The organism is Sphaerisporangium rhizosphaerae (assembly GCF_042665155.1).
Classification (GTDB): domain Bacteria; phylum Actinomycetota; class Actinomycetes; order Streptosporangiales; family Streptosporangiaceae; genus Sphaerisporangium; species Sphaerisporangium rhizosphaerae.
On sequence record NZ_JBHTCG010000011.1, the window covers coordinates 166,964 to 188,767 of the forward strand.

At 72.1% G+C, this 21,804-nt stretch carries 15 protein-coding genes and 1 pseudogene; 14 read left to right on the forward strand and 2 right to left on the reverse strand.

The features are described 5' to 3' along the window. Nucleotides 1-113: 113 nt before the first annotated feature. The 5 genes from ACFQSB_RS18870 (at nt 114) to ACFQSB_RS18890 (ending at nt 6,577) form a co-directional block, all read left to right on the forward strand. A complete protein-coding gene (locus tag ACFQSB_RS18870; RefSeq protein ID WP_380828003.1) occupies nt 114-1,343 on the forward strand; it encodes a serine hydrolase domain-containing protein in 1,230 nt (409 codons plus the stop codon). Between the two features lie 176 nt (nt 1,344-1,519). Beyond that, entirely contained in the window at nt 1,520-2,695 is a 1,176-nt protein-coding gene (locus tag ACFQSB_RS18875) for a homogentisate 1,2-dioxygenase (RefSeq protein ID WP_380828004.1), read from the forward strand. An 860-nt stretch (nt 2,696-3,555) separates the two neighbouring features. Next, entirely contained in the window at nt 3,556-4,761 is a 1,206-nt protein-coding gene (gene fahA / locus ACFQSB_RS18880) for a fumarylacetoacetase (protein ID WP_380828091.1), read from the forward strand. A 293-nt stretch (nt 4,762-5,054) separates the two neighbouring features. Continuing rightward, nucleotides 5,055-5,486 carry an NfeD family protein gene (locus tag ACFQSB_RS18885; protein ID WP_354845546.1) on the forward strand — a complete coding sequence of 144 codons (432 nt, stop codon included), beginning with the start codon at nt 5,055-5,057 and terminating at the stop codon, nt 5,484-5,486. Between the two features lie 2 nt (nt 5,487-5,488). After that, the gene (locus tag ACFQSB_RS18890) at nt 5,489-6,577 is read left to right on the forward strand and encodes an SPFH domain-containing protein (protein ID WP_380828006.1); all 1,089 of its coding nucleotides are present in this window, start codon (nt 5,489-5,491) and stop codon (nt 6,575-6,577) included. Between the two features lie 378 nt (nt 6,578-6,955). Here the strand turns inward: ACFQSB_RS18890 and ACFQSB_RS18895 are convergent, their stop codons facing one another. Both ACFQSB_RS18895 and ACFQSB_RS18900 read right to left on the reverse strand, forming a co-directional pair. Further along, complete coding sequence (locus ACFQSB_RS18895) at nt 6,956-8,737, reverse strand: GTPase (protein ID WP_380828008.1); 1,782 nt, start codon at nt 8,735-8,737, stop codon at nt 6,956-6,958. Next, nucleotides 8,734-10,590 carry an ABC transporter gene (locus tag ACFQSB_RS18900; protein WP_380828009.1) on the reverse strand — a complete coding sequence of 619 codons (1,857 nt, stop codon included), beginning with the start codon at nt 10,588-10,590 and terminating at the stop codon, nt 8,734-8,736. Before ACFQSB_RS18900 ends, ACFQSB_RS18895 begins: the two co-directional genes overlap by 4 nt. 561 nt (nt 10,591-11,151) lie before the next feature. Here ACFQSB_RS18900 and ACFQSB_RS18905 point away from each other — a divergent pair. The 9 genes and pseudogenes from ACFQSB_RS18905 (at nt 11,152) to ACFQSB_RS18945 (ending at nt 21,759) form a co-directional block, all read left to right on the forward strand. Beyond that, entirely contained in the window at nt 11,152-12,444 is a 1,293-nt protein-coding gene (locus ACFQSB_RS18905; RefSeq protein ID WP_380828010.1) for a condensation domain-containing protein, read from the forward strand. Nucleotides 12,445-12,522: 78 nt separating this feature from the next. Next, entirely contained in the window at nt 12,523-15,009 is a 2,487-nt protein-coding gene (locus tag ACFQSB_RS18910; protein WP_380828011.1) for an ATP-grasp domain-containing protein, read from the forward strand. Beyond that, the gene (locus tag ACFQSB_RS18915) at nt 15,006-16,292 is read left to right on the forward strand and encodes an MFS transporter (protein ID WP_380828012.1); all 1,287 of its coding nucleotides are present in this window, start codon (nt 15,006-15,008) and stop codon (nt 16,290-16,292) included. Before ACFQSB_RS18910 ends, ACFQSB_RS18915 begins: the two co-directional genes overlap by 4 nt. Before the next feature lie 63 nt (nt 16,293-16,355). Further along, nucleotides 16,356-16,706 (forward strand): hypothetical protein, encoded by a 351-nt coding sequence (locus ACFQSB_RS18920; protein ID WP_354845528.1) that lies wholly within the window; start codon nt 16,356-16,358, stop codon nt 16,704-16,706. A 66-nt stretch (nt 16,707-16,772) separates the two neighbouring features. Beyond that, the gene (locus ACFQSB_RS18925; RefSeq protein WP_380828014.1) at nt 16,773-17,459 is read left to right on the forward strand and encodes an SDR family NAD(P)-dependent oxidoreductase; all 687 of its coding nucleotides are present in this window, start codon (nt 16,773-16,775) and stop codon (nt 17,457-17,459) included. Nucleotide 17,460: 1 nt separating this feature from the next. Then, nucleotides 17,461-18,819: an ANL family adenylate-forming protein gene (locus ACFQSB_RS18930; protein WP_380828016.1), complete on the forward strand. Its 1,359-nt coding sequence runs from the start codon at nt 17,461-17,463 to the stop codon at nt 18,817-18,819. After that, entirely contained in the window at nt 18,816-19,460 is a 645-nt protein-coding gene (locus ACFQSB_RS18935; protein WP_380828018.1) for an LbetaH domain-containing protein, read from the forward strand. The genes ACFQSB_RS18930 and ACFQSB_RS18935 overlap by 4 nt, the downstream gene beginning before the upstream one ends. A 26-nt stretch (nt 19,461-19,486) precedes the next feature. Further along, nucleotides 19,487-21,187: pseudogene (gene cmlS / locus ACFQSB_RS18940) on the forward strand (chloramphenicol-biosynthetic FADH2-dependent halogenase CmlS); the annotation flags it as partial. Between the two features lie 2 nt (nt 21,188-21,189). After that, complete coding sequence (locus ACFQSB_RS18945) at nt 21,190-21,759, forward strand: RBBP9/YdeN family alpha/beta hydrolase (protein ID WP_380828019.1); 570 nt, start codon at nt 21,190-21,192, stop codon at nt 21,757-21,759. Nucleotides 21,760-21,804 lie beyond the last annotated feature (45 nt).

Sequence of the window (21,804 nt, forward strand, 5' to 3'; positions counted from 1 at the left end):
CTTCGCCCATCGTTGACGAATATGTGAACGCAATGTAGTGTCGCAGACGTTCAGCGATTGCCGAACGATGGTGAACACCGGCGGATCGAACGCCGCACATGAGGAGATTCACGATGGGAAACGGCAACGACGGCTTCTCCGTCACGGGGCTGCGCAGGCTGCGCGAGGTGCTGGAGCGGCATGTCGACTCCGGGAAGATCCCCGGGCTCGTCGCTCTGGTCGGCCGGGGCGACGAGACGCACGTCGAAGCGATCGGGACGATGCGCCATGACGGCGGCGCGCCGATGCGCCGGGACACGATCTTCCGCATGGCCTCGACGTCCAAGCCGGTCACGGTCGCGGCGACGATGGTGCTGCTCGACGAGTGCAGGCTGCGGCTGGACGACGTGGTGGATCCGTGGCTGCCGGAACTCGCCGACCGGCGGGTGCTGAAGCAACTCGACGGCCCGCTGGACGACACCGTGCCGGCGCGGCGGCCGATCACCGTCCGCGACCTGCTGACCTCCACGTTCGGCCTCGGCATGGACATGACGTCACTGGGCACTCCCATCATGGGCGCGGTCTTCGAGAAAGGGCTCACGCCCGACCTGCCGACGCCGATGCCCGAGCCGGACGAGTGGATGCGCCGCCTCGGCGAGCTGCCGCTGATGCACCAGCCCGGGGAGCGCTGGCAGTACCACATCAGCAATGATCTGCTCGGCGTGCTCGTCGCCAGGGTCACGGGCCGGTCGTTCGAGACGTTCCTGCGCGAACGCGTCTTCGGCCCCCTGGGCATGAAGGACACCGGTTTCCACGTACCCGACGACCAGATCGACCGGATGCCGACCCTCTACGCCCCCGACCCGCGGAGCGGAGAGTTCACCGTGTGGGACGAGGCCAAGGGAGGACGCTGGAGCCTGCCTCCGGCCTTCCAGGGCGGCGGCGGCGGACTGGTCTCCACCGCCGACGACTACCACGCGTACTTCCGGATGCTGCTCGATCACGGGATGCACGGCGGCGAGCGCATCTTGTCCCGGCCCGCCGTCGAGCTGATGACCACCAACCGCCTCACGCCCGAGCAGCAGGCCGTCCGAAGCGCCATGGCCACCGAGAACGTCCACCTGTCGTTCGGCCAGGGCCAGCACGGCGGCTGGGGCTTCGGGATGGCGGTGCGCACCTACCGCGGCGACTACGCGCCCATCGGCCAGTTCGGCTGGGACGGCGGAAGCGGCACCTCGACCTACGCCGACCCGCGGAACCGGCTCACCGGGATCCTGCTCACCCAGGTCGGAATGTCGGTCCCCGATTCCGCGCGGCTCATCCACGATTTCTGGACCACGGTGTACCAGGCGGTCGACGCCTGACCCGGCCCCTGGCCGAACGCGCGACCGCCTGACGATCCCCACCGTCGCCTGCGCCCCAGATCAGGGCAATGTCCCAGGTGTGGCGGCGTGGGCAGGTTGACATCGTTCCGGGGATGGCGGATCGTCGTACGTATAGAGGACATCGCTGTCCGATATGCGTACGCCAGGAGGGGACGATGCCGTACTACCGCACCGTCGGCGAGGTGCCGCGCAAACGCCACATCCAGTTCCGCAAGCCCGACGGCGGCCTGTACGCCGAAGAGCTGATGGGCGAGGAGGGCTTCTCCTCCGACTCCTCGCTGCTCTACCACCGGCACCTGCCGACCGCGATCGTCAAGGCGGAGGCCGTGCCGGACATGGTGCGCACCGCGCTGTCCCCGAACCTCCCCCTGTCGCCGCGCCACTTCCGCACCCAGAACCTGCCCACCGGCGGCGACCTGGTCACCTCGCGGCAGCCACTGGCCGGCAACGCCGACGTCCGCATGTCGTACGCGGCCGCCGACCGGCCCAGCGAGCTGTTCCGCGACTCCAAGGGCGACGAGTGCGTCTACATCGCCGGCGGCCGGGTGCGGTTCGAGTCCACCTACGGGGCGATCGAGGCCGGCGAGGGAGACTACGTCGTGATCCCCACCGGCACCATCCACCGGTGGGTGCCCCTGGACGGCACGACGGTGCGGGCGCTGACCATCGAGGCGTCCGGGCACATCCGGCCCCCCAAGCGCTACCTGTCGCAGTACGGCCAGTTCCTGGAGCACGCTCCCTACTGCGAGCGCGACCTGCGCGCGCCGTCCGAGCCGCTGACCGTCGAGGACGCCGAGACGCCCGTCCTGGTCAGGACCCGGGGCGGGCTGACCCGGCTGACCTACGCCCACCATCCGTTCGACGTGGTCGGCTGGGACGGCTGCCTGTACCCCTACGCCTTCAACATCGCCGACTTCGAGCCGGTCGTGAAGCGCACCCACGCGCCGCCGCCGGTGCACCAGACCTTCGAGGGCCCCGGTTTCGTCGTGTGCTCGTTCTGCCCGCGCCCGCTGGACTTCCACCCCGAGGCCGTGCCGATCCCCTACAACCACCACAACGTCGACTCCGACGAGTTCATGTTCTACGTCGGCGGCGACTACACCGCCCGCAAGGGGTCGGGCATCGACATCGGCTCCATCTCACTGCACCCGGCCGGCTTCACCCACGGCCCGCAGCCGGGCGCCGTGGAGGCGGTCGTCGAGGCGGTGCGGCAGGGCCACACCATGACCAGCGAACTGGCCGTCATGGTCGACACCTTCCGGCCTCTGGACCTCGGCGACGCCGCGCTCGCGTGCGAGGACCCCGGTTACGCCTGGACGTGGGCCCGATGACGGACACGGCGGCGGCGCTCTTCGGCGTCCTGGTCGACGACGCCGGCCTGTTCCCGCCCACGTCGCTGCCCATGTCGCGGGCGCTGGCCCGGCACTACGCCGACCAGGACGCGGGCGACCCGATGCTCACCCACCGCCTGCTGTGCCCGGCGAGCCGGCTGGACGAACTGCGCGCCGAACTGACCCGTCCCCTACGGCTCGGCGTCATCGTGGACACGCCCGAGCCGCCGGACCTGGCCGCCCTGGCGACCGCGGCCCCCGCCCTCACCGTCGACTGGTTCGAGGCGCCGCTGCCCCCGGGCTCCACCCTCGCCGCCGTGGCGCGGCGCCTGCTCACGCACGCCCCGGGCGGGCCGGGCGACGCGGCGACCGGAGCGGACCCGGCGGTGCGGCTGTTCGTCGAGGTGCCCCCCACCGACCTGCACCAGGCGCCCCCCGGGGTCGGCCTGAAGATCCGCTGCGGGGGCGTCGCGCCCGAGAATCACCCTTCCACGCACGAGCTGGGGGCCTTCGTCCGCGCCTGCGTCGAGCAGGGCACCCCGTTCAAGGCCACCGCCGGGCTGCACCACGCCGTCCGGCACCCCGACCCGAGCCTCGGGGTCTACCGGCACGGGTTCCTGAACCTCGTGCTCGCCGTGTGCGCGGCCGTCCAGGGACGCGACCCGGTGCCCGTCCTGGAGATCATGGACAAGGCCGAGCTGGTCGCGCTCGTCCGTGCCACACCCGTGGAGGTGGCGCGGCGCGCCAGGGAGCTGCTGGTCTCCTACGGGTCGTGCAACACCGCCACACCGGCCGAAGACCTGCGCGCGCTCGGGCTCGCCGTCGACCGCGGCCCGGCCGTGACCGCCAGAGAGGACAACGTGACCGCCACCTGGGTGCCCGGCGCCGACGCGACGCCCTACACCGTCGCCAACCTGCCCTACGGGGTGTTCTCCCGTCCCGGCGAGCCGGCCAGGGCCGGCGTGCGCATCGGCGACCACGTCCTCGACCTCGCGCCCGTGCTGCACGACGAGGTGTTCGCCACCGGGAGCCTGAACGCCTTCATGGCCAGGGGACGCACGGCGTGGCAGGACACCCGGCGGCTGCTGCAGCGGCTGCTGTCAGCGGACGCCAAGGAGGCCCCGGCCAACCGGGCGGCGCTCGAACCGCACCTGATCCCGCTGCGCCAGGTGCGGCTCCATCTGCCGGTGGAGATCGGCGACTACGTCGACTTCTACTGCTCGCTGGAGCACGCGACCAACGTCGGCCACATCTTCCGGCCCGGCGGCCAGGCGCTCATGCCCAACTGGCGGCACCTGCCGGTCGGCTACCACGGCCGGTCCGGCACCGTCGTGGTGTCGGGCACGCCGGTCATCCGCCCGCGCGGCCAGCGCGTCGCCACGCCGGACGGCGAGCCCGTCCTCGCGCCCACCGCCAAGCTGGACATCGAGGCCGAGCTGGGATTCGTCGTCGGTACGCCGACGCGGCCGGGCGAGAGCGCGGGCGACTTCGCCGACCACGTGTTCGGCGTGACGCTGCTCAACGACTGGAGCGCCCGCGACATCCAGGCGTGGGAGTACGTCCCGCTCGGGCCGTTCCTCGGCAAGTCGTTCGCCACGTCGGTCTCGGCCTGGGTGACCCCGCTGGAAGCGCTGGAGGCCGCCCGAATCCCCGGCCGCGCGCAGGACCCCGAGCCGCTCGCGTACCTGCGGCGGAGCGAGCCGTGGGGCCTGGACATCAGCATGGAGATCACGCTGAACGGCGAACCGGTGTCGAGCCCGCCGTACCGCGAGATGTACTGGACGCCCGACCAGATGCTCGCCCACCTGACCGTGAACGGCGCGTCCCTGCGCACCGGCGACCTGTACGCGAGCGGCACCGTCTCGGGGGACGAGCCGGCGCGGCGCGGGTCCCTGCTGGAGATCACCTGGAACGGCGCCGAGCCGGTCAAGCTGTCCGACGGGCAGTCGCGGTCCTTCCTGGAGGACGGCGACACCGTGACGATCACCGCGACCGCTCCCGGCGCGGGCGGGACGCGCATCGCCCTCGGGGAGGTGACGGGCACCATCCTGCCCGGTCTCGCCTGAAGTGACGGGCGTCATTCCACCCGGCCCCGCGTGAGGTGACGGGCACGATTCCACCCGGCCCCGCGTGAGGTGACGGGCACGATTCCACCCGGCCCCGCGTGAGGTGACGGGGCACGATTCCGCCCGGCCCGCCTGATGGGGAGCACCGCCCCGGAGGAGGTCATCGCGAGCCCTGCCGTGATCCGGGCGCCGTGACTCATTCGTCATGCCGCGCCCGGAAAAACGGAGCTACCGTGGGTTTCAGGAACCACCGGAGCCCGGAACGCGTTCTCATTCATAGGAGGGCCGGGGCTATGGAGTCATGGATCTTCTGGTTGATACTCGCGGCGGCGCTGGGGGCGGCCGAGCTGTTCACCCTCACCGCCGCGCTCGGCCTGCTGGGCGCCGCGGCCCTGCTGACCGCCGCCGTCGCCGCGATCGGCCTGCCGACCGGCATCCAGCTCGCCGTGTTCATTCTCGGCTCCATATCGGGCCTGGTCGTCCTGCGTCCCATCGCCCAGCGCCACATAAAGCAGCCGCCGGTCCAGCGCTTCGGCGTGTCCGCCCTGGTGGGCAAGGCCGCCTACGTCACCCGCGAGGTCACCGGGATGAACGGGCGGGTGCGCATCGGCGGGGAGGAATGGTCGGCCCGCGCCTATGACGAGACGCTGGTGATCCCGGCGGGCGCGACGGTGGACGTGATCGAAATCGAGGGCGCTACCGCGCTCGTGTATCCCCGGGAGTGAGCATGGACGCCGCATTGATCGCCGGAATTCTGATCGTCCTTCTCGCGGTGTTCACCGTCCTGCGGTCGGTCCGCATCGTCCCGCAGGCCAGGGCGGGGAACGTGGAACGCCTCGGCCGCTACTCGCGCACCCTCGGGCCCGGCCTGAACTTCGTGATCCCCTACATCGACCGGGTCCGGCCCCTCATCGACCTGCGCGAGCAGGTGGTCTCCTTCAAGCCGCAGCCGGTCATCACCGAGGACAACCTCGTGGTCGACATCGACACGGTGCTGTACTTCCAGGTCACCGACCCGCGCGCCGCCGCGTACGAGATCGCCAACTTCATCCAGGGCGTCGAGCAGCTCACCGTCACCACGCTGCGCAACGTCGTCGGCGGCATGGACCTGGAGAAGACCCTCACCTCGCGCGACACCATCAACAGCCAGCTACGCGGGGTGCTGGACGAGGCCACCGGCAAGTGGGGCATCCGGGTGAACCGGGTGGAGATCAAGGCCATCGACCCGCCCAAGACGATCAAGGAGGCGATGGAGAAGCAGATGCGCGCCGAGCGGGACAAGCGCGCCGCCATCCTGACCGCCGAGGGTCTTCGCCAGTCGCAGATCCTCACCGCCGAGGGCGAGAAGCAGAGCGCGATCCTGCGCGCCGAGGGCGACCGCACCGCGGCGATCCTCAAGGCCGAGGGCCAGTCGCAGGCCATCGACGAGGTGTTCCAGGCCGTCCACCGCAACGACCCCGACCCGCAGCTGCTCGCCTACCAGTACCTCCAGGTGCTCCCGCAGCTCGCGCAGGGCCAGGGCAACACCTTCTGGGTGATCCCGAGCGAGGTCACCTCGGCGCTGCAGGGCGTGTCGAAGGCGTTCACCGAGTCGCTGCCGAGGTCCGCGGCGACCCGCGAGGTGACCGAGGGCAAGACCGCCGCCCAGGCCGAGGCCGCGCAGGCGCAGAAGGCCGCCGAGGAGGCCATCGCCGACGCCGAGGAGTCCGGCCCCCGCGGCATCACCGCCGGCGCGTCCTTCCCCGACCCCCTCGCCGCTCCCGCCCCCGCCCACCAGACCGTCCGCCCCAGCCCGAACAGCACTCCCGAATCCTGAGCTCACACCGGTTCGGCCCCTGGGCGGTCCATCTGGGGGAGCCTGAGACGGCTCCCCTGACCGTCCAGCACCGGACGTCGGCCATTGCACTGACCAGAGACCTCCACCGGGCGCGACTTCCCACTCCGGCCACATGCTGAAGATGATCGGCGCCAGGGCGGCCCCCGGGCGGTCCGTCTGAGGAGTGAGCCCGAGACGACTCCCCCGGCCGTCCAGCACCGAACGTCGGCTATCGCGGTGACCAGAGACCTCCACCAGGCGGGACTTCCCACTCCGGCCATGTGCTGGAGATGATCGGCGCCGGGGCTGCGGGTCGTGGTACGGCGATATCGGCGCCTGCTACGGCGCCCGGCCCGGTGAACGTCCGCGGACGACCCACTAGCCGCGGGCGGTGGTGAGGAGTTCGGCGAAGCGGCGGGCGCGGTGGAGTTCGTCCCGCACCGGGTCGAGCACCAGCTCGCGGCCGACCTGGTCGACGCCGCCCCACAGCGCCCGCCGGGCCTTGCGCGCCCGGCGGGCGCCGCCCACGGCCGCCGCCGCGCGCGACAGCAGGGCGATCAGCAACCCGGCGAGCACGCCGCCGACGAGCAGAACGGTCGGCCAGGGGACGGTGTCCAGCGTCGGGGTGGGGACCTCGGGGAACCGCAGGTAGTCCATGACGAACAGCGCGAACAGCCACAGGGCCCCGGCGAGCATGGCGGTGAACACCAGCCACTGGAGCACGCCCACGGCCCGCCACCACCGGGGCCGCCGTCCGGCGCCCATCGAGGTGGTCGCCACCGCGCGGTCCAGGGTCTCGGCCAGGTCGTCCGCCCGTGACCGGGCCGCTCCGCGGACGACCACCGCCCACGGCTCGGGCAGGTCAGCGGAGGCGGCCGAGCCCACGTCCCTGATCGCGGTCTCCATCCGGGACCGCTGCACGCCCGAGGCCGCCGGGATGGACGTGCGCCCGCCGGCGGCGGCCGAGGCCCCGCCCAAGTGCAGGCGGCGCAGAGGGTCGGGCCGCAGCCGGCGCAGCCAGCGGGTGACCGGCCAGCCGGTGGCCGCGACCGACCGGTGCCGGTGAGCCTTGCGGACGGCCTCCACGACGGTGGGAACGCCCGCGGCCTCCGCGAGCGCGGCGGTCAGCGGCCGGGACAGCTCGTCCGGCAGTGCCTTCTCCGCGGCCTCGGCCCGCCGTTCCAGCGCCCGCGACGCCTCGGCCCACGTCTCCGGCTCCCCCGGCGGCGAGGCCGCCTCCGCCGGGACGCCGGCGGTCAGGACACCGGAGGAGGAGGCGCCGTCCGCCGGGATGCCGGAGGAGGAGGCGCCGTCCGCCGGCACGCCGGCGGTCAGGACGCCGGAGGAGGCGGCGGCGAGGACGTCGGCGGCCTGCCGCACGTCGGCCTCCAGGCGCGCGGTCCAGGCGTGCCGGTCGGCCACCCGCCTGGCCAGCGCCGACCGCAGCTCGGCGACGCCCCGGCCCTCCCGGACCGAGGTCGCGACCACCGGGACCCCGGACAGCCCGTCCTCCTCCAGCAGCCGCCGCAGGTCGCGCACGCAGCGGTCGGCCGCCGGCGGGGACAGCCGGTCCACCTGGTTCAGCACGATCAGCATGACGTCGCGGTGCCGCCGCAGCGGGCGCAGGTAGCGCTCGTGGACGGCCGCGTCGGCGTACTTCTGCGGGTCGAGCACCCACACGAGCAGGTCGACCACCGAGACCAGGCGGTCGACCTCCAACCGGTGGGCCGCCTCGATCGAGTCGTGGTCGGGCAGGTCGAGCAGGACGAGCCCGGACAGCGTGCCGTCCATCCCGCCGTCCTCGCCGACCGTGTGGCGGCGCGGGACCTCCAGCCAGTCGAGGAGCGGTCCGGCGCCCTCGGGGTCCCACATCGCGGCCTGCGCGGTGGAGGTGGTCGGCCGGGTCACCCCGACCGTGGCGAGCGAGGTGCCGGAAAGGGCGTTGAAGAGCGAGGACTTGCCGCTTCCCGTGGCTCCGGCGAGAGCGACGACCGTGTGCTCGACCGACAGGCTCCGGCGCGTCCCGGCCCGGGCGACCACGCCGGCGGCCCGCGCGACCGCCGCCGCCTGCAGCCGTCCCTCGGCCAGCTCGGCCGCCTCGGCGAGCGCGGCGAGCCGGTCGTCCAGCGGCACGCTCTTGTGCCGCCTCAGGACCTTCACGACCGGTCCCCCGAGCGCGGCCGGACGGCGGCGCCGGGCGGCTCATCCCGGACGGGCGGCGCGTCCCGGACCGGCGGCGCGTCGCCGGGCGGGCCGGTGAGGGCCGCGTCCTCCGGGGAGCCGGTGGGGCGGGTGGTGACCTCGTCGCGGTGGTCGCGGACGGCCTGGGCGGCGCGGCGTAGATCGGCCGAGACCTGCTCGGGCAGTTCGACGCCCTCCAGCAGCGAGGTGAACCGCGCGGCGTCCTCCTCCAGCAGCACGCTCACCCGTTCGCGAAGGTCGTCGCGCGCGGCCTGGGTGAGGGCGCGCACGGCCTGGTCGCCGAACACCGCCTCCAGCAGCTTCTGGCTGAGCACGCTCGTGCCTCCCGCGATGCCGACCTCGATGCCGGTCAGCCCGCCGGTCGAGGCGAAGACCATGAGCATGAGCAGCAGCCCGAGGCCGTTCAGGCTGAACGAGGCGAGCCGCGCGGTGGTGCGCTTCTCGGCCCCCTCCTTGGCGACCAGGTCGAGCACGTACGCCTGCCAGGCCCGCACGGCCGAGGCGGCGCGGTCGGGCAGCGTCGAGGACGCGCGGCCGAGCCGCCCGGCCGTGACCGCGCCGGCGCGCTCGATGACGTCACGGCCCGAGGGCATGCCCGACCACGCCTCCAGCGTGCGTTCGGCGGCGGCGTCGGCGGCGGACCTGATCAGCGACTCGACCCCGGTCTCCAGGGCGACCCGCAGCCGGGTGTCGGGCGGCGGGGTGCCCATGAACGCGGCCACGATGCGCTCGCGCAGCCAGCCGATGCGCGACTCCAGCGAGCGCATCAGGTCGCCGGTGCCGATGAAGTCCTGCCAGCGGGTGAGCACCTCGCCGCGCAGCAGCGAGCCGTCGCGGATGCCGTCGTCGAAGGTGGCCATCGCCGCCCCGTACGCCGACTCCACCGACAGCCGCAGGTCGGCGAGCCCGGCCCGCTGCCGGTCGGCCTGGTCGGCCAGGGCGGGGACCCGGGCGGCGACGCTGTCCAGCGCCCCGGACAGCGTCCTGCGCACGACCTCGGCCCGTGCCTGGGCGTCGGCCGCGATCGCGGCCAGCCAGCCGCGCACCTCGCGGACGGCCTGCTCGGGCAGGCGGGCGTTCTCCTCGGGCAGCGCCACCTCGGGGACGGTGAACAGCGGCGTCCCGCCCAGGCCGTTGGCGTCCAGCAGGCGGGTGAGGTGGGCGGTCACCGGCTCCAGCGCCTCCTGGGGGACGCGGTCCAGGACCACCGCCAGGGCCGTGCTGCGTTCGCGCGCGCTGCGCAGGAAGCCCCACGGGACCTCGTCGGCGTACCGGGCGGCGGTGGTGACGAACAGCCACAGGTCGGCGGCGGCCAGGAGCTGGGCGGCGATCTCGCGGTTGGCGGTGACCACCGAGTCGATGTCGGGGGCGTCGAGCAGCGCGAGCCCGGCCGGCAGGGTGCCGGCGGTGACGATGCGCAGCGTGCCCGGCTCGCCGCGTCCCCGCCCGGTCGTCCTGGCCAGGCCGGGCAGCACGTTCTGCGTGGTGAACCACGCCTCGTCGGCGGGACTGGCGACGAGGGTGGGCGCGAGCGTGGTCGGGCGCAGCACGCCCGGCTCGGTGACGTCGGCGGAGGCGAGGGAGTTGACCAGGGTCGACTTGCCCGCTCCGGTGGAGCCGCCCACCACGGCCAGCAGCGGGGCGTCCATGGCGGCGACGCGCGGCAGCAGGTAGTCGTCGAGCTGGCCTCTCAGCTCCTTGAGGGCACGACGATGCGACGCGACGTCCCCGATCGCGAGGGGGAACAGATCGCGATCGAGCTGACGTCGCAGGGTCGTAAGGGCCGTGAGCAACCCGTTGTTCCCTGCCATACGACCGGTCATGCCCCAGCGGGGACAAGGTATCCCCACCGGCCGCCAACGAGTGAGCACGGCGCGGTGATCGGCGCGGTGATCGCCCCGCCGCCGGCCGTCCGGCCGTCCGGCCGTCCGGACGTCCGGCCGTCGGTAACGGTCTCACATCCGGCCGGTGTTTCACGTGATGCCGCACTATTGTGAGAAGAGATTCCCGGTTTGAGGGTGAGCGAAGGCCCCGATAGCGGGCAGCCGGAATACCGGGTCGAGCGGCATCCATAGCGTCGGCTCATACCCATTGGTAGCGGCGAGCGCCCACCAAAAGCATCGATTGTCATAATCTGAGATCGAAGCAGGTAATCTGTCCGTCTCAGCTGTTGAGAACATTCTGTTCCGCAGCGGGGGCGCTGCGTTAGCGTCTTCGCGGAAGCAAGACGGTGAGCCCGTTCGCCCTCGGCGACAATTCTTTTCACTTTCTTCCTGGGCGACGAAGATGACGCCCTCCGCGAGGCATTCGGGCGGCAGGGCCGCTGCCTGTGTGCTCCTCAAAACCCATTTGTTTCGGTGAGGTTTCAGGTCGTGGAGCATCTGTCGGTCATTCGCGCACCGTTGACATTCGGCCAGCTTTCCTTATGGCGATCGATCCAAAGGCTTCCTCCGGATGCCTGTAATCTGCCGCAGATCTGGACGCTTCCGGACGGCGCGAGCCTGGCTTCGGTCGAGCAAGCGCTGGAGGCGCTGGAGCGACGCCATGAGTCGCTGCGCACCCGCTACGAACCCGCAGGCGAGGGCGACCTGATCCAGGCCGTCTGGCCGCCCGCGCCGATCCACCTGGACACCATCGACGGAGACGACGACCCCGCCCGCGTGGCGGAGGAGGCGGCCGAACGGGCCGGGGCCGATCCTTTCGACCTCGCGGTGGACCGTTCCTGGCGCGCCCGCGCGGTGACCGTGGAGAAGGTTCCCGTCCGTCTGGTCATCTGCTTCCACCACATCGCCGTGGACGCGTGGGCCATCAACCAGCTCCACCAGGAGTTCCTCGCGCTGCTGGACGGGCTGAGCATCCCCGAGCCGGCGCCCAGCGGCCGGGAGCTCGCCGCCGACCAGTGGTCGCCGGAACGGGAGCGCCGCCGCAGAGCGGCACGCAAGTTCTGGACGGGCGTCTTCGAGGCGGCCCCGGCGATGGAGCGGGAGCCCGGGACCGACGGGCCCGAGGGCAGGGCGGCGCTGTCCACCCGCTGGGCGCGGCTCGGCTCCAAGGAGGCGGCCGACGCCGCCGGCCGCATCGCCGACCGGCTGACGGTCTCGCTGCCCTCGGTGGTGCTCGCCGCCTTCTGCCTGGCCGTCCACCGCCGCACCGGCCGCGACCGGCTGCTGGTGGCGGTCTACGCCCACAACCGCAGCGACCCCCGCTGGGAGACGCTCGTCGCCGCCCAGAACCAGATCGTCCCCCTGCTGGTCGAACCGAAGGCCGGGGAGGACTTCGACGAGCTGGTGCGCCGGGTCCACTGGGACTCCCTGCGCTCCTACCGGCACAGCGTGTACAACGTGGACGACGTGCTGGAGGCCGGACGTGCCCACGGCTACACCGGCTCGGTGAACGGCACCTTCGAGGGGTCGGTCAGCGGCTTCTTCCGCTACTTCTTCAACTACCTCGGCCGGTACCAGCAGGAGCACACCTCCGTCGACGAGGAGATCCGCACCGGCACCGCCGGCCGCAACATCGGGGCTCCCCTCTACCTCCAGGTGCAGGACGGGGAGGCGCTCACCTGCACCCTGCGCGAGAACTCGGCGGGCACCGGTTTCGACGAGGTCACCGGGCTGCTGCTGCTCCTGCGGGACATCCTGGTCGCCGCCGCCGATCCCGAGTAGGCGGCGCCCCTCCCGCCGCACAAGGCCGTCCCGCACGTCCGCAGACCGATCGTCGTCCGTCAACCACAGGGAGGGTCGGTGCCCGACCAGATCATCGTCATCCATCGATGGAGCGACCGTTACGCGGACTACGCCTCCTACGCCGACCACGACGCCCTCCACGTCAGTTATGTGACGACCGGCCGTGCCGCCGGGTCACTGCCGGAGGGGGCCGCGGCGGTGCGCATCGTCCGCAGCACGGAGGACGGCAAGGAGGTACGGGCAGCCGTCGCATCCCTGGTCGAGGAGTTCGGCCGGCCGGCACGGATCATCGCGCTGCACGAGGTCGACCTGGACATCGTGGCCGAACTGCGCGGGGAGCTCGGCGTCCCCGGAGAGACCCCGGGCGAGCTCGCCCCCTTCCGCGACAAACTGGTCATGGCGCGACGCCTGGCCGAGGCCGGCGTCCCCGTGCCGGCCACCGCGCCCGCGCCGGACCGGGCGGCGGTCGCCGCCTTCGCCGCCCTCCACGGCTGGCCGCTGCTGGTCAAGCCGGTGCGCGGCACCGCGAGCGCCGGAGTGACCCGCCTCGCCTCCCCCGCGGAACTGGACGCGTACGCCTTCCCGCGCGACATGCCGATGCTGGTGCAGCCCTACCTGCCCCACGACATCCTGCACGTGGACGGCGTGTCCACCGGAACGGGCCTCGGCGCCTGGCGGGCGTCGCGTTACGTCAACACCTGCCTGGAGTTCACCGAGGGGCTGGCCCTCGGCTCGGTGGAACTGGACGATCCGCTGTTGATCGAGGCGGTGGGCGCGTTCACCGGCCGCGTGGTGCGCGCCCTGTCCCAAGACCCGTGGGTGTTCCACCTGGAGCTGTTCCTGTCGGGGACGCCCGAGCGGCCTGAGCTTCAGGTGCTGGAGGTCGGCGCGCGCCCCGGCGGCGCGGAGGTGCCGTTCATCTGGAAAGAGGTGCATGGCGTCGACCTGATGGCGGCCGCCTTCGCCCTCCAGATGGGCGAGCCCCTGCCCGGCGCCTGCCGCTCCCTGAGCGGAACGGAACGCGGCGGCTGGCTGCTGGTGCCCACTCCGGTCGCCCGGCCGTGCCGGGTCGTCGCCGCCGGGCCGCGACCGTCCGGCGGGGAGCGGGCCGGTCGGACGGCGGACGGCGAGCACGCGGGTCCCTACGCCGAGCGCGTGCCCGTGGTCGGCCGGACACTGGCCGGCCACGCCGGATACGAGCACTCCGGCGCCCGGTTCCGCTACCGGGGCCCCGGCACCGCCGAGGTCGAGGCGGCGATCCGCCGGACGATCAGCGACTTCGACTTCCGCTGCGTCCCGGTCGACCCGGACGCGCCCGAACGTGTCGTGCTCGTCGGCAGCGGCGGCCGGGCCTACCGGGAGTACGCGTTCGCCGACGCCGCCGCCCGCTGCGAGGTGACGCTGGTCGCCGCCGCCGAACCCACCTGGCAGTCGGGTTACCTCGCCGGTCACCGCACCGTGGCCGACTCCGGAGCGGACGCGCTGACCCGGGCGGTGGGCGAGTGCGTCGCCGGCGCCCCGGGCCCGGCCGGCGTGTTCACCTGGGACGAGGTGCTGCTGGAGGTGACCGCCGCCGCGGCGGCGCGGCTCGGCCTGCCGCACATGTCCCCCTCCGCGGCGCGCAACTGCCGTGACAAGCTCGCCACCCGCCGGCTGCTGCGCGAGGCCGGGCTTCCCGGCGTCCGCTTCGCCCACGTACGGAGCCGGGAGGAGGCGCTGAGGGAGGCGGACGCCATCGGGTACCCCGTGGTGGTCAAGCCGCGATCGCTCGCCGGCAGCGTCGGCGTGGTGGTCGCGCACGACGCCGGCGAGCTGACCGAGGTGTACCACCACGCGACCGAGGCGGCCTACCCGGGCCTTGACCCCCTGGACGGCCTGCTGCTGGAGGAGTTCCTGTCCGGGCCGGAGATCAGCGTCGACTCCGTCGTCCACGACGGGGACGCGCGGCCGGTGAACGTGGCCCGCAAGCGGCTCGGCTTCGACCCCTTCTTCGAGGAGGTCGGCCACCTGGTCTCGCCCTGGCGGGCCGAGCCGTGGGCGGACGACCTCATCGACCTGCTGGCCGAGGCGCACCGGGCGCTGGGCGTGCAGACCGGCCTCACGCACGCGGAGGTGCGGCTCACCGCGGCCGGGCCGCGCCTGGTCGAGCTCAACGGGCGCCTCGGCGGCGACTTCATCCCCTACCTCGGCAAGCTGGCGACCGGCGTCGACCTGACCGCCGCGGCGATCGACCTCGCCCTCGGCCTGCGGCCCGAGGCGGGACAGTCCCGCGACATCTGCGCGGAGGTGCGCTTCCTCTACCCGCCCGAGGACGGCGTGGTCGGCTCCCTGGAGGTGTCCGACGCCGCGGCCGTGCCGGGCGTGGTGGAGGTGGTCCGGCTCGCGGAGCCGGGCGCGCGCCTGCTGCTGCCGCCGCGCGGCGTGGTGCCGCGCCTGGCCGCCGTGATCGTCACCGGGGACACCCCCGGCGACTGCGGGCGGGCGCTGGACCAGGCGTCGGAGCTGGTGCGGGCGGAGATGGAGCCGATCGGGGGCGCCTCGTGAGCGGTTTCTCGGACGCGCTGCGGCGCCTGCTCGGCAGCTACATCCTGCCGAGCAGGGACGGCCGCCTCATCGTGGCCGCCGTCGTGGTCTACGCCACCGGCAGCGGCCTCTACCTGGCCGGCGGCACCGTCTTCCTGGTCAAGGGCGTGGGGCTGAACACCGCGCAGGTCGGCACCGGCCTCACCGTCGCCGGCCTGGCCGGGTTCCTCACCACGGTGCCGGTGAGCATGCTGGCCAGGCGCTTCGGGCCGCTGCAACTGCTGCGCATGGTGCAGGTGTGGCGGGCGGCCTGGCTGGCCGCCCTGGCCTTCGCCGACAACGTCTGGACCTTCACCCTCTTCGCGTCCCTGTTCATGATCTCGCAGGGGCCGGTGCTCCCCATGGTCCAGCTCGTGGTGGGCGCCGTCGCCGGCGAGCGCGACCAGACCAAGTCGCTCGGGGTCATCGGCTCGGTCTCGAACGTCGGCATGTGCCTGGGCGCCCTGGCCGCCGCGCCGTTCCTCAGCCTCGGCGGCGTCTGGATGCTCCGGTCGATCCTGCTGATCGGCGCCCTGTGCTGCATCGCCTCCGCCGGGCTCTTCGGCCTGCTCCACGTCCAGGTGGCGGCCCCCGCGGACCGGCCCGCCCGCTGGCACAGCGGCCTGCTGCCCGTCCTGCGCGACCGCCGCTACCTCGCGCTGACCACCGTGAACGGCGTGCTGTTCCTGCACACCGTGCTGTTCGGCATCGGCCTGCCGCTCTGGCTGGTGCAGTCGACCGACGCCCCGCCCGGCCTGCTCAGCGGCCTGATCACGGTGAACACGGTGCTGGCGATCACCCTCCAGGTCCACTTCGCCAAGCGGGTCGGCGACTCGCGCGGCGGCACCCGGGCGCTGCGCGGCGCCGGGGTCACGCTGGCGGCCTCCAGCCTGGTCCTGGTCGCCTCGTCGTACTCCCACGCCTGGCTGACGATCACCTTGCTGGTCGTCGCCACCATCCTGCTGACCTGCGGCGAGATGCTCCAGGCGGTCGGCGGCTGGGAGCTGTCCTACCGGCACGCGCCCCCGGACCTGCGCACGGAGTACCTCTCGGTGTTCAGTCTCGGCGGGGCGGCCGTGGGCATCGTCGGCCCGGTGCTCCTGGCCGTCGTGCTGAGCCTCGGGACCTCGGGGATGGTCGCCCTGGCCGCGCTGTTCCTGCTCACCGCGGCCGCCGCCACCGTGGTGGGCACGCGGCTCAGGCACGCGGAGCGGCACGACGCGCTCGAACAGGAACCGGAACCCGATGAGCCCGCCGTGGCGTGACCGCGGCCCCGCCACGGGGCGGGCAGGAAGTCCGCTCGCCCAGCCCGAACGAAAGGCACCGTCATGCACGACCGACTGCTCGAGCTGATCACCGGCGTCGTCGAGGAGCTCAACGAGCGCAGGGGCGAGAAGATCCCGACCGAGAACCTGTCCGGCGTGGTGCTCTACGGCGACGCGGGGGTGTTCGACTCCATGCACCTGGTCAACTTCCTCGCCCGGGTGGAGGAGGAACTGGAGGACGAGTACGACGTGGAGATCTCGCTGACCTCGGAGAAGGCCGTCTCCCGCCGGATGAGCCCGTTCAGCAGCGTCCGGCGGCTGATCGACTTCATCGAGGAGGAGATGCGGCTCGCCGGGGGCGACGCCGGCGACGCGCCCGGTGCGGACGCCGAGCCGGTGCGGCTGGGCGGCTGAGCCGGTGACCACGACGGACCGGACGGACCGGACGGACGGGGCGGGCCGCACCGCATCATGATCATAATGATCACCGGCACCCGGACCGGTATCGGCAAGGCCCTGGCCGAGCACTTCCTCGCCCGCGGCCACCACGTGGTGGGGTGCAGCCGCAGGCCCTCCACCATCGAGCATCCCGGCTACCGCCACCACGAAGTGGACCTCACCGACAGCAGAGGGATCAAGGCGATGTGCCGGGCCGTCCGGACCGAGCACGGGTACCTCGACGCCGTCGTCAACAACGCCGGGGTCGCCACCATGAACCACTTCATGATGACGCCCGAGGACGTCGCCCGGCGGATCTTCGACGTCAACTTCTTCGCGGTGCTGAACTGCTGCCGCGAGAGCGTCAAGCTGCTCCAGAAGAGCAGCGGCTCCCCGGCCGTCCTCAACGTCTCCACCGTCGCCGTCCCCTGGGCGCTGGCCGGGCAACTGGCCTACTCGGCCAGCAAGAGCGCGGTCGAGCAGCTCACACGGGTGATGAGCAAAGAGGTCGCCGACCTCGGCATCCGGGTGAACGGCATCGGCCTACCGCCGGTGCACACCGTCCTCACCCGCACCGTGCCCCGAGAGAAGATCGACGCCCTGATCGAGCGGCAGACCCTGAAACGCATGTGCACGATGGCCGACATCACCGGGCCGGTCGAGTTCCTGATCTCTCCGGAGTCCTCGTTCGTCACGGGCGAGACGCTCTTCCTTGGGGGTGTTCACTGACATGCGGGACGCGATTCTCGCCCGGTTCGACGAACTCGGCGACCGCACCGCGGTCGTCGACGCGGACGCGGCGTACGGCTACCGCGACCTGGCCGACGAGACCCGGCGGCTGGGAACGTTCCTGGCGGAGCACCGGGTGCCCACCCACGACGTCGTGGTGCTCAACGGCGACTTCTCCTTCCGCTCGATCGCGGCGCTTCTGGCGCTCTACCTCAACCGGAACGTCCTGGTGCCCGTGGTGAGCCTCACCGACCCGGTGCTCGCCACCGTCACCAGGTCATGCTCGCCGCGGCACCTGATGCGGGTGGGCGCGGAGGTGGAGATCGAGGCGATCGCCGGGGCGCCCGCCACCGGCGCCTACGACTCTCTGATCGCCGCCGGCGCCTCCGGCCTGGTCCTGCTGAGCAGCGGCAGCACCGGCGAACCAAAGGCGATCCTGCACGACCTGGACGCGATCATCGCCGAGAAGCTCGGCACCCGGGCGCGGACGGCGGGCCGCCCCGCCAACATCCTGATGTTCCTGCTCTTCGACCACATCGGCGGCCTCAACTCGCTGCTCGGCGCCCTGCGCATGGGCGGGGCCGCAATCGTGCCCCGGCGCCGCACGCCGGAGGAGATCTGCGCGCTCATCGAGAAGCACAAGATCAGGCTGCTGCCCACCAGCCCGACGTTCCTGAACCTGATCCTGATCGGCGGCTACCACCGCGAGTACGACCTCAGCAGCCTGCGCCTGATCACCTACGGCACCGAGCCGATGCCGCAGGAACTGCTCGCGCGAGTCAACGCCGCCTTCCCCGGGGTCAGGCTGCTGCAGACGTTCGGCACCAGCGAGACCGGGATCTCGACGACCACCAGCGAGTCCTCGCGGAGCACCTACTTCCGGATCGACGACGCGAACGTCCAGCACCGTGTCGTCGACGGCGAGCTGCAGCTCAAGAGCCGCACCCAGTTCCTCGGCTACCTCAACTACCCCAGCGACGCGCTCACCGAGGACGGCTGGTTCCGCACCGGCGACCTGGTCGAGCAGAACGCCGACGGTTACATGACCGTCAAGGGCCGCGCCACGGAGGTCATCAACGTCGGCGGCGAGAAGGTGCTGCCGCTGGAGCTGGAGTCGATCCTGCTCGGCAGCCCGCTCATCGACGACTGCGTGGTCTACGGCCGGCCCAACGCCATCACCGGGCAGTCGGTGTGCGCGGACGTCAGGCCGCGCGGCGAGATGACCCGCGCGGAGCTGCGCAGGCACGTCGCCGACTTCCTGACCGGCAAGGTCGACTCCTTCAAGATGCCCACCAAGGTCAACCTGATCGACTCGGTCACCGTGTCCGAGCGGTTCAAGAAGAAGAGGTCGACGCCATGACCGACGCCGCTCTCGTCGTGATCGGGGCGGGGACGTTCGCGGTCGAGGTCACCCGCTACCTCGACGACCTGGTCGCCGCCGGGCACCACGACCACCGCGTGGCACGCTACCTGGCCGTTCCCGGAGAGCCCGTGCACGCGCCCCTGGAACGCTGCCTCCCGTTCGCGGACTTCGAGCCCCGCCCCGGCGTCCGCGTCGTGCTCGCCCTCACCGACCCGGCCGAGCGGCGGCGGCTGATCGACGGCCTGGTCGACGACCACGACCTCGACGCGGTCAACGTCGTGCACCCGGCGGCCCGGGTCGACCCCGCGCAGCTCCTCGGCCCCGGCAACATCATCGGGCCTGACTGTTACATCGGCGCGGGCGCCGTTCTCGGCGGGTTCAACATCGTCCACTACCACTGCTCCATCGGGCACCACTCGCGCATCGGCTCGAACAACTTCCTGGCGCCCAACTTCCACTGCGGGAGCGGCGTCGAGATCGGTGACGACAACTTCTTCGGCCTGAGCTGCACCGTCGCCCCAGGGGTGGACGCGGGCAGCGGCAGCAGGTTCCAGGCCGGCATCACCCTGTTCGAGGACGCGCCGAGCGGCCACTCCCACCTGGTCCCCAACCGCATCAAGTCGATCAAGACGTCCTGAGGAAGGCAATGATGAAGCGAGCGAAGGTCACCGTGATCGGCGCGGGTCCCGCCGGGTGCGTGGCCGCCCTGACCCTGAGCAAGCTCGGCCACGAGGTCGAGGTCTACGAGAAGGGCCAGTTCCCCCGCTATCGGATCGGCGAGTCGTTCCTGCCCGGAACGCTGTCGATCCTCAACCGGCTGGGCCTGCAGGAGAAGATCGACGCGGCCGGCTTCGTGAAGAAGCCCTCGGCGACCTTCCTGTGGGGCCAGGACCAGGCGCCCTGGACCTTCTCCTTCGCCACCCCCAAGACGGCCCCGTGGGTCTTCGACCACGCCATCCAGGTCAAGCGCGAGGAGTTCGACGCCCTGCTGCTCGACGAGGTCCGCGAGCGCGGCATCTCCGTCTTCGAGGGCGCCGCCGTGAGCGACGTGGACATCTCCGACCCCGGCCGCGTCTCGCTGACGGTACGGCAGGGCGAGGACACCCGCGTGGTCGAGAGCGACTTCGTCATCGACGCCGGCGGCGCGGGCAGCCCGCTGGCGCGGCAGCTCAAGGTCCGCCGCTACGACGAGTTCTACAAGAACTTCGCGGTGTGGTCCTACTTCAGGTGCAAGGAGCCGTTCGAGGGCGACCTCAAGGGCACCACCTTCTCCATCACCTTCCAGGACGGCTGGGTGTGGATGATCCCCCTCAAGGGCGACCTCTACAGCGTCGGCCTGGTGGTAGACCGCTCCAAGGCGAGCGAGGTCAAGGAGCTGGGCCCCGACCGCTTCTACCGCGAGACCCTGGCCCAGGCCGTCCGGGCCACCGCCATCCTCGGGGACGCCGAGATGGTCGACGAGGTGCGCATCGTCCACGACTGGTCCTACGACTCCGAATGGTTCTCCGGCGGCGCCTACTTCCTGTGCGGCGACGCGGCGTGCTTCACCGACCCGCTGTTCTCCCAGGGCGTCCACCTGGCCACGCAGTCGGCGGTCAGCGCGGCGTCCGCGATCGACCGGATCACGCGGCACGAGGAGGAGCGCGAGGAGGTCCACGCCTGGTACAACCGCAGCTACCGCGAGACCTACGAGCAGTACCACGAGTTCCTCGCCTCGTTCTACACCTTCGCCTCCTTCACCGAGCCGGAGTCGGAGTTCTGGCGCAAGCGCCGGATCAGCGAGTCCGACGACGCCCGGCTGTCCCGCCTGCGCTGGTTCGACCGGCTGGTCCAGGACGACCTCGAGAACCCGACGACGTCGGTGGCCGACTTCCGGGACCGGGCGTCCACGATGATCGCCATCGGCCGGCACCAGCGGAAGGAGCTGAGCGACGAGTTCACCGAGAACGAGCTCGGCTTCGCCCGGATGCGCTGGATCAGCGGTCTCACCAAGCAGTTGAACCGCATCACGCGGCTGCGGTGGGCCGGCGACGAGGTGCGGCTCAAGCCGTACTACAAGGTCGAGCCGACGAGCTTCCGGCTGGAGCGCAAGCAGGTGCTGGCCAACGAGGACGGCACCGACATGATCAAGTTCCCGGTGGAGGAGGAGCAGCGCGAGATCTTCCAGGGCGTCGTCAAGGAGACGGTGAGCTACAAGACCCTGATCAAGCAGCTCAGCGACTCCGGGGTCAGGGAGGTGAGCTCGCAGATCGTCATCCGGCTGATGGAGGCCGGCCTGCTGTCCGGCTACGACAAGAACGACGAACGCGTCGCCATCCAGGACCGCCTGCGCTTCGACGGCGTCGGCGTCGAGTACGAGGTCTGAGCATGGACGCCACGCACGGTCCCGCCCTGGTGTACCTGGCCGGAATCGGCAACTCCGGCCCGGGCCACTGGCAGGCCATCTGGCACGCCCGGGTGCCGGGCGGCCTCTGGGTGGAACACTCCTCCTGGGACGCCCCGGTCCGCGACGTGTGGGTGCGCGAGTTCGACCAGGCCCTGCGCGCGGTCGAGGGTCCGGTGATCCTCGTCGCGCACAGCCTCGGCTGCACGCTGGTGACCGAGTGGGCCGCGCAGCACAAGAACGACGACGTGGCCGGCGCCTTCCTGGTCGCCGTGCCCGACGTGCACGGGCCGGACTTCCCCGCGCAGGCGGTGGGCTTCGACGCGCCGAAGCACCGGCGGCTGTCGTTCAGGACGGTCGTGGTCGCCAGCGACGACGACCCGTACGGCTCCCCGGGGCACGCCGCGGAGGTCGCCGCCACCATCGGCGCGGAGCTGGTGCCCATCGGGCGTAAGGGTCATATCAACGCCGACTCCGGCCTCGGCGACTGGCCGGAGGGCTGGGCCCTGCTCACCGGGAGCTTCCCCGGCTTCACCGGGGCGTTCCCCCGCTGACCACGTCCCGAGTACGCCGCCTCGGCCGTCCCCGCGGCCGAGGCC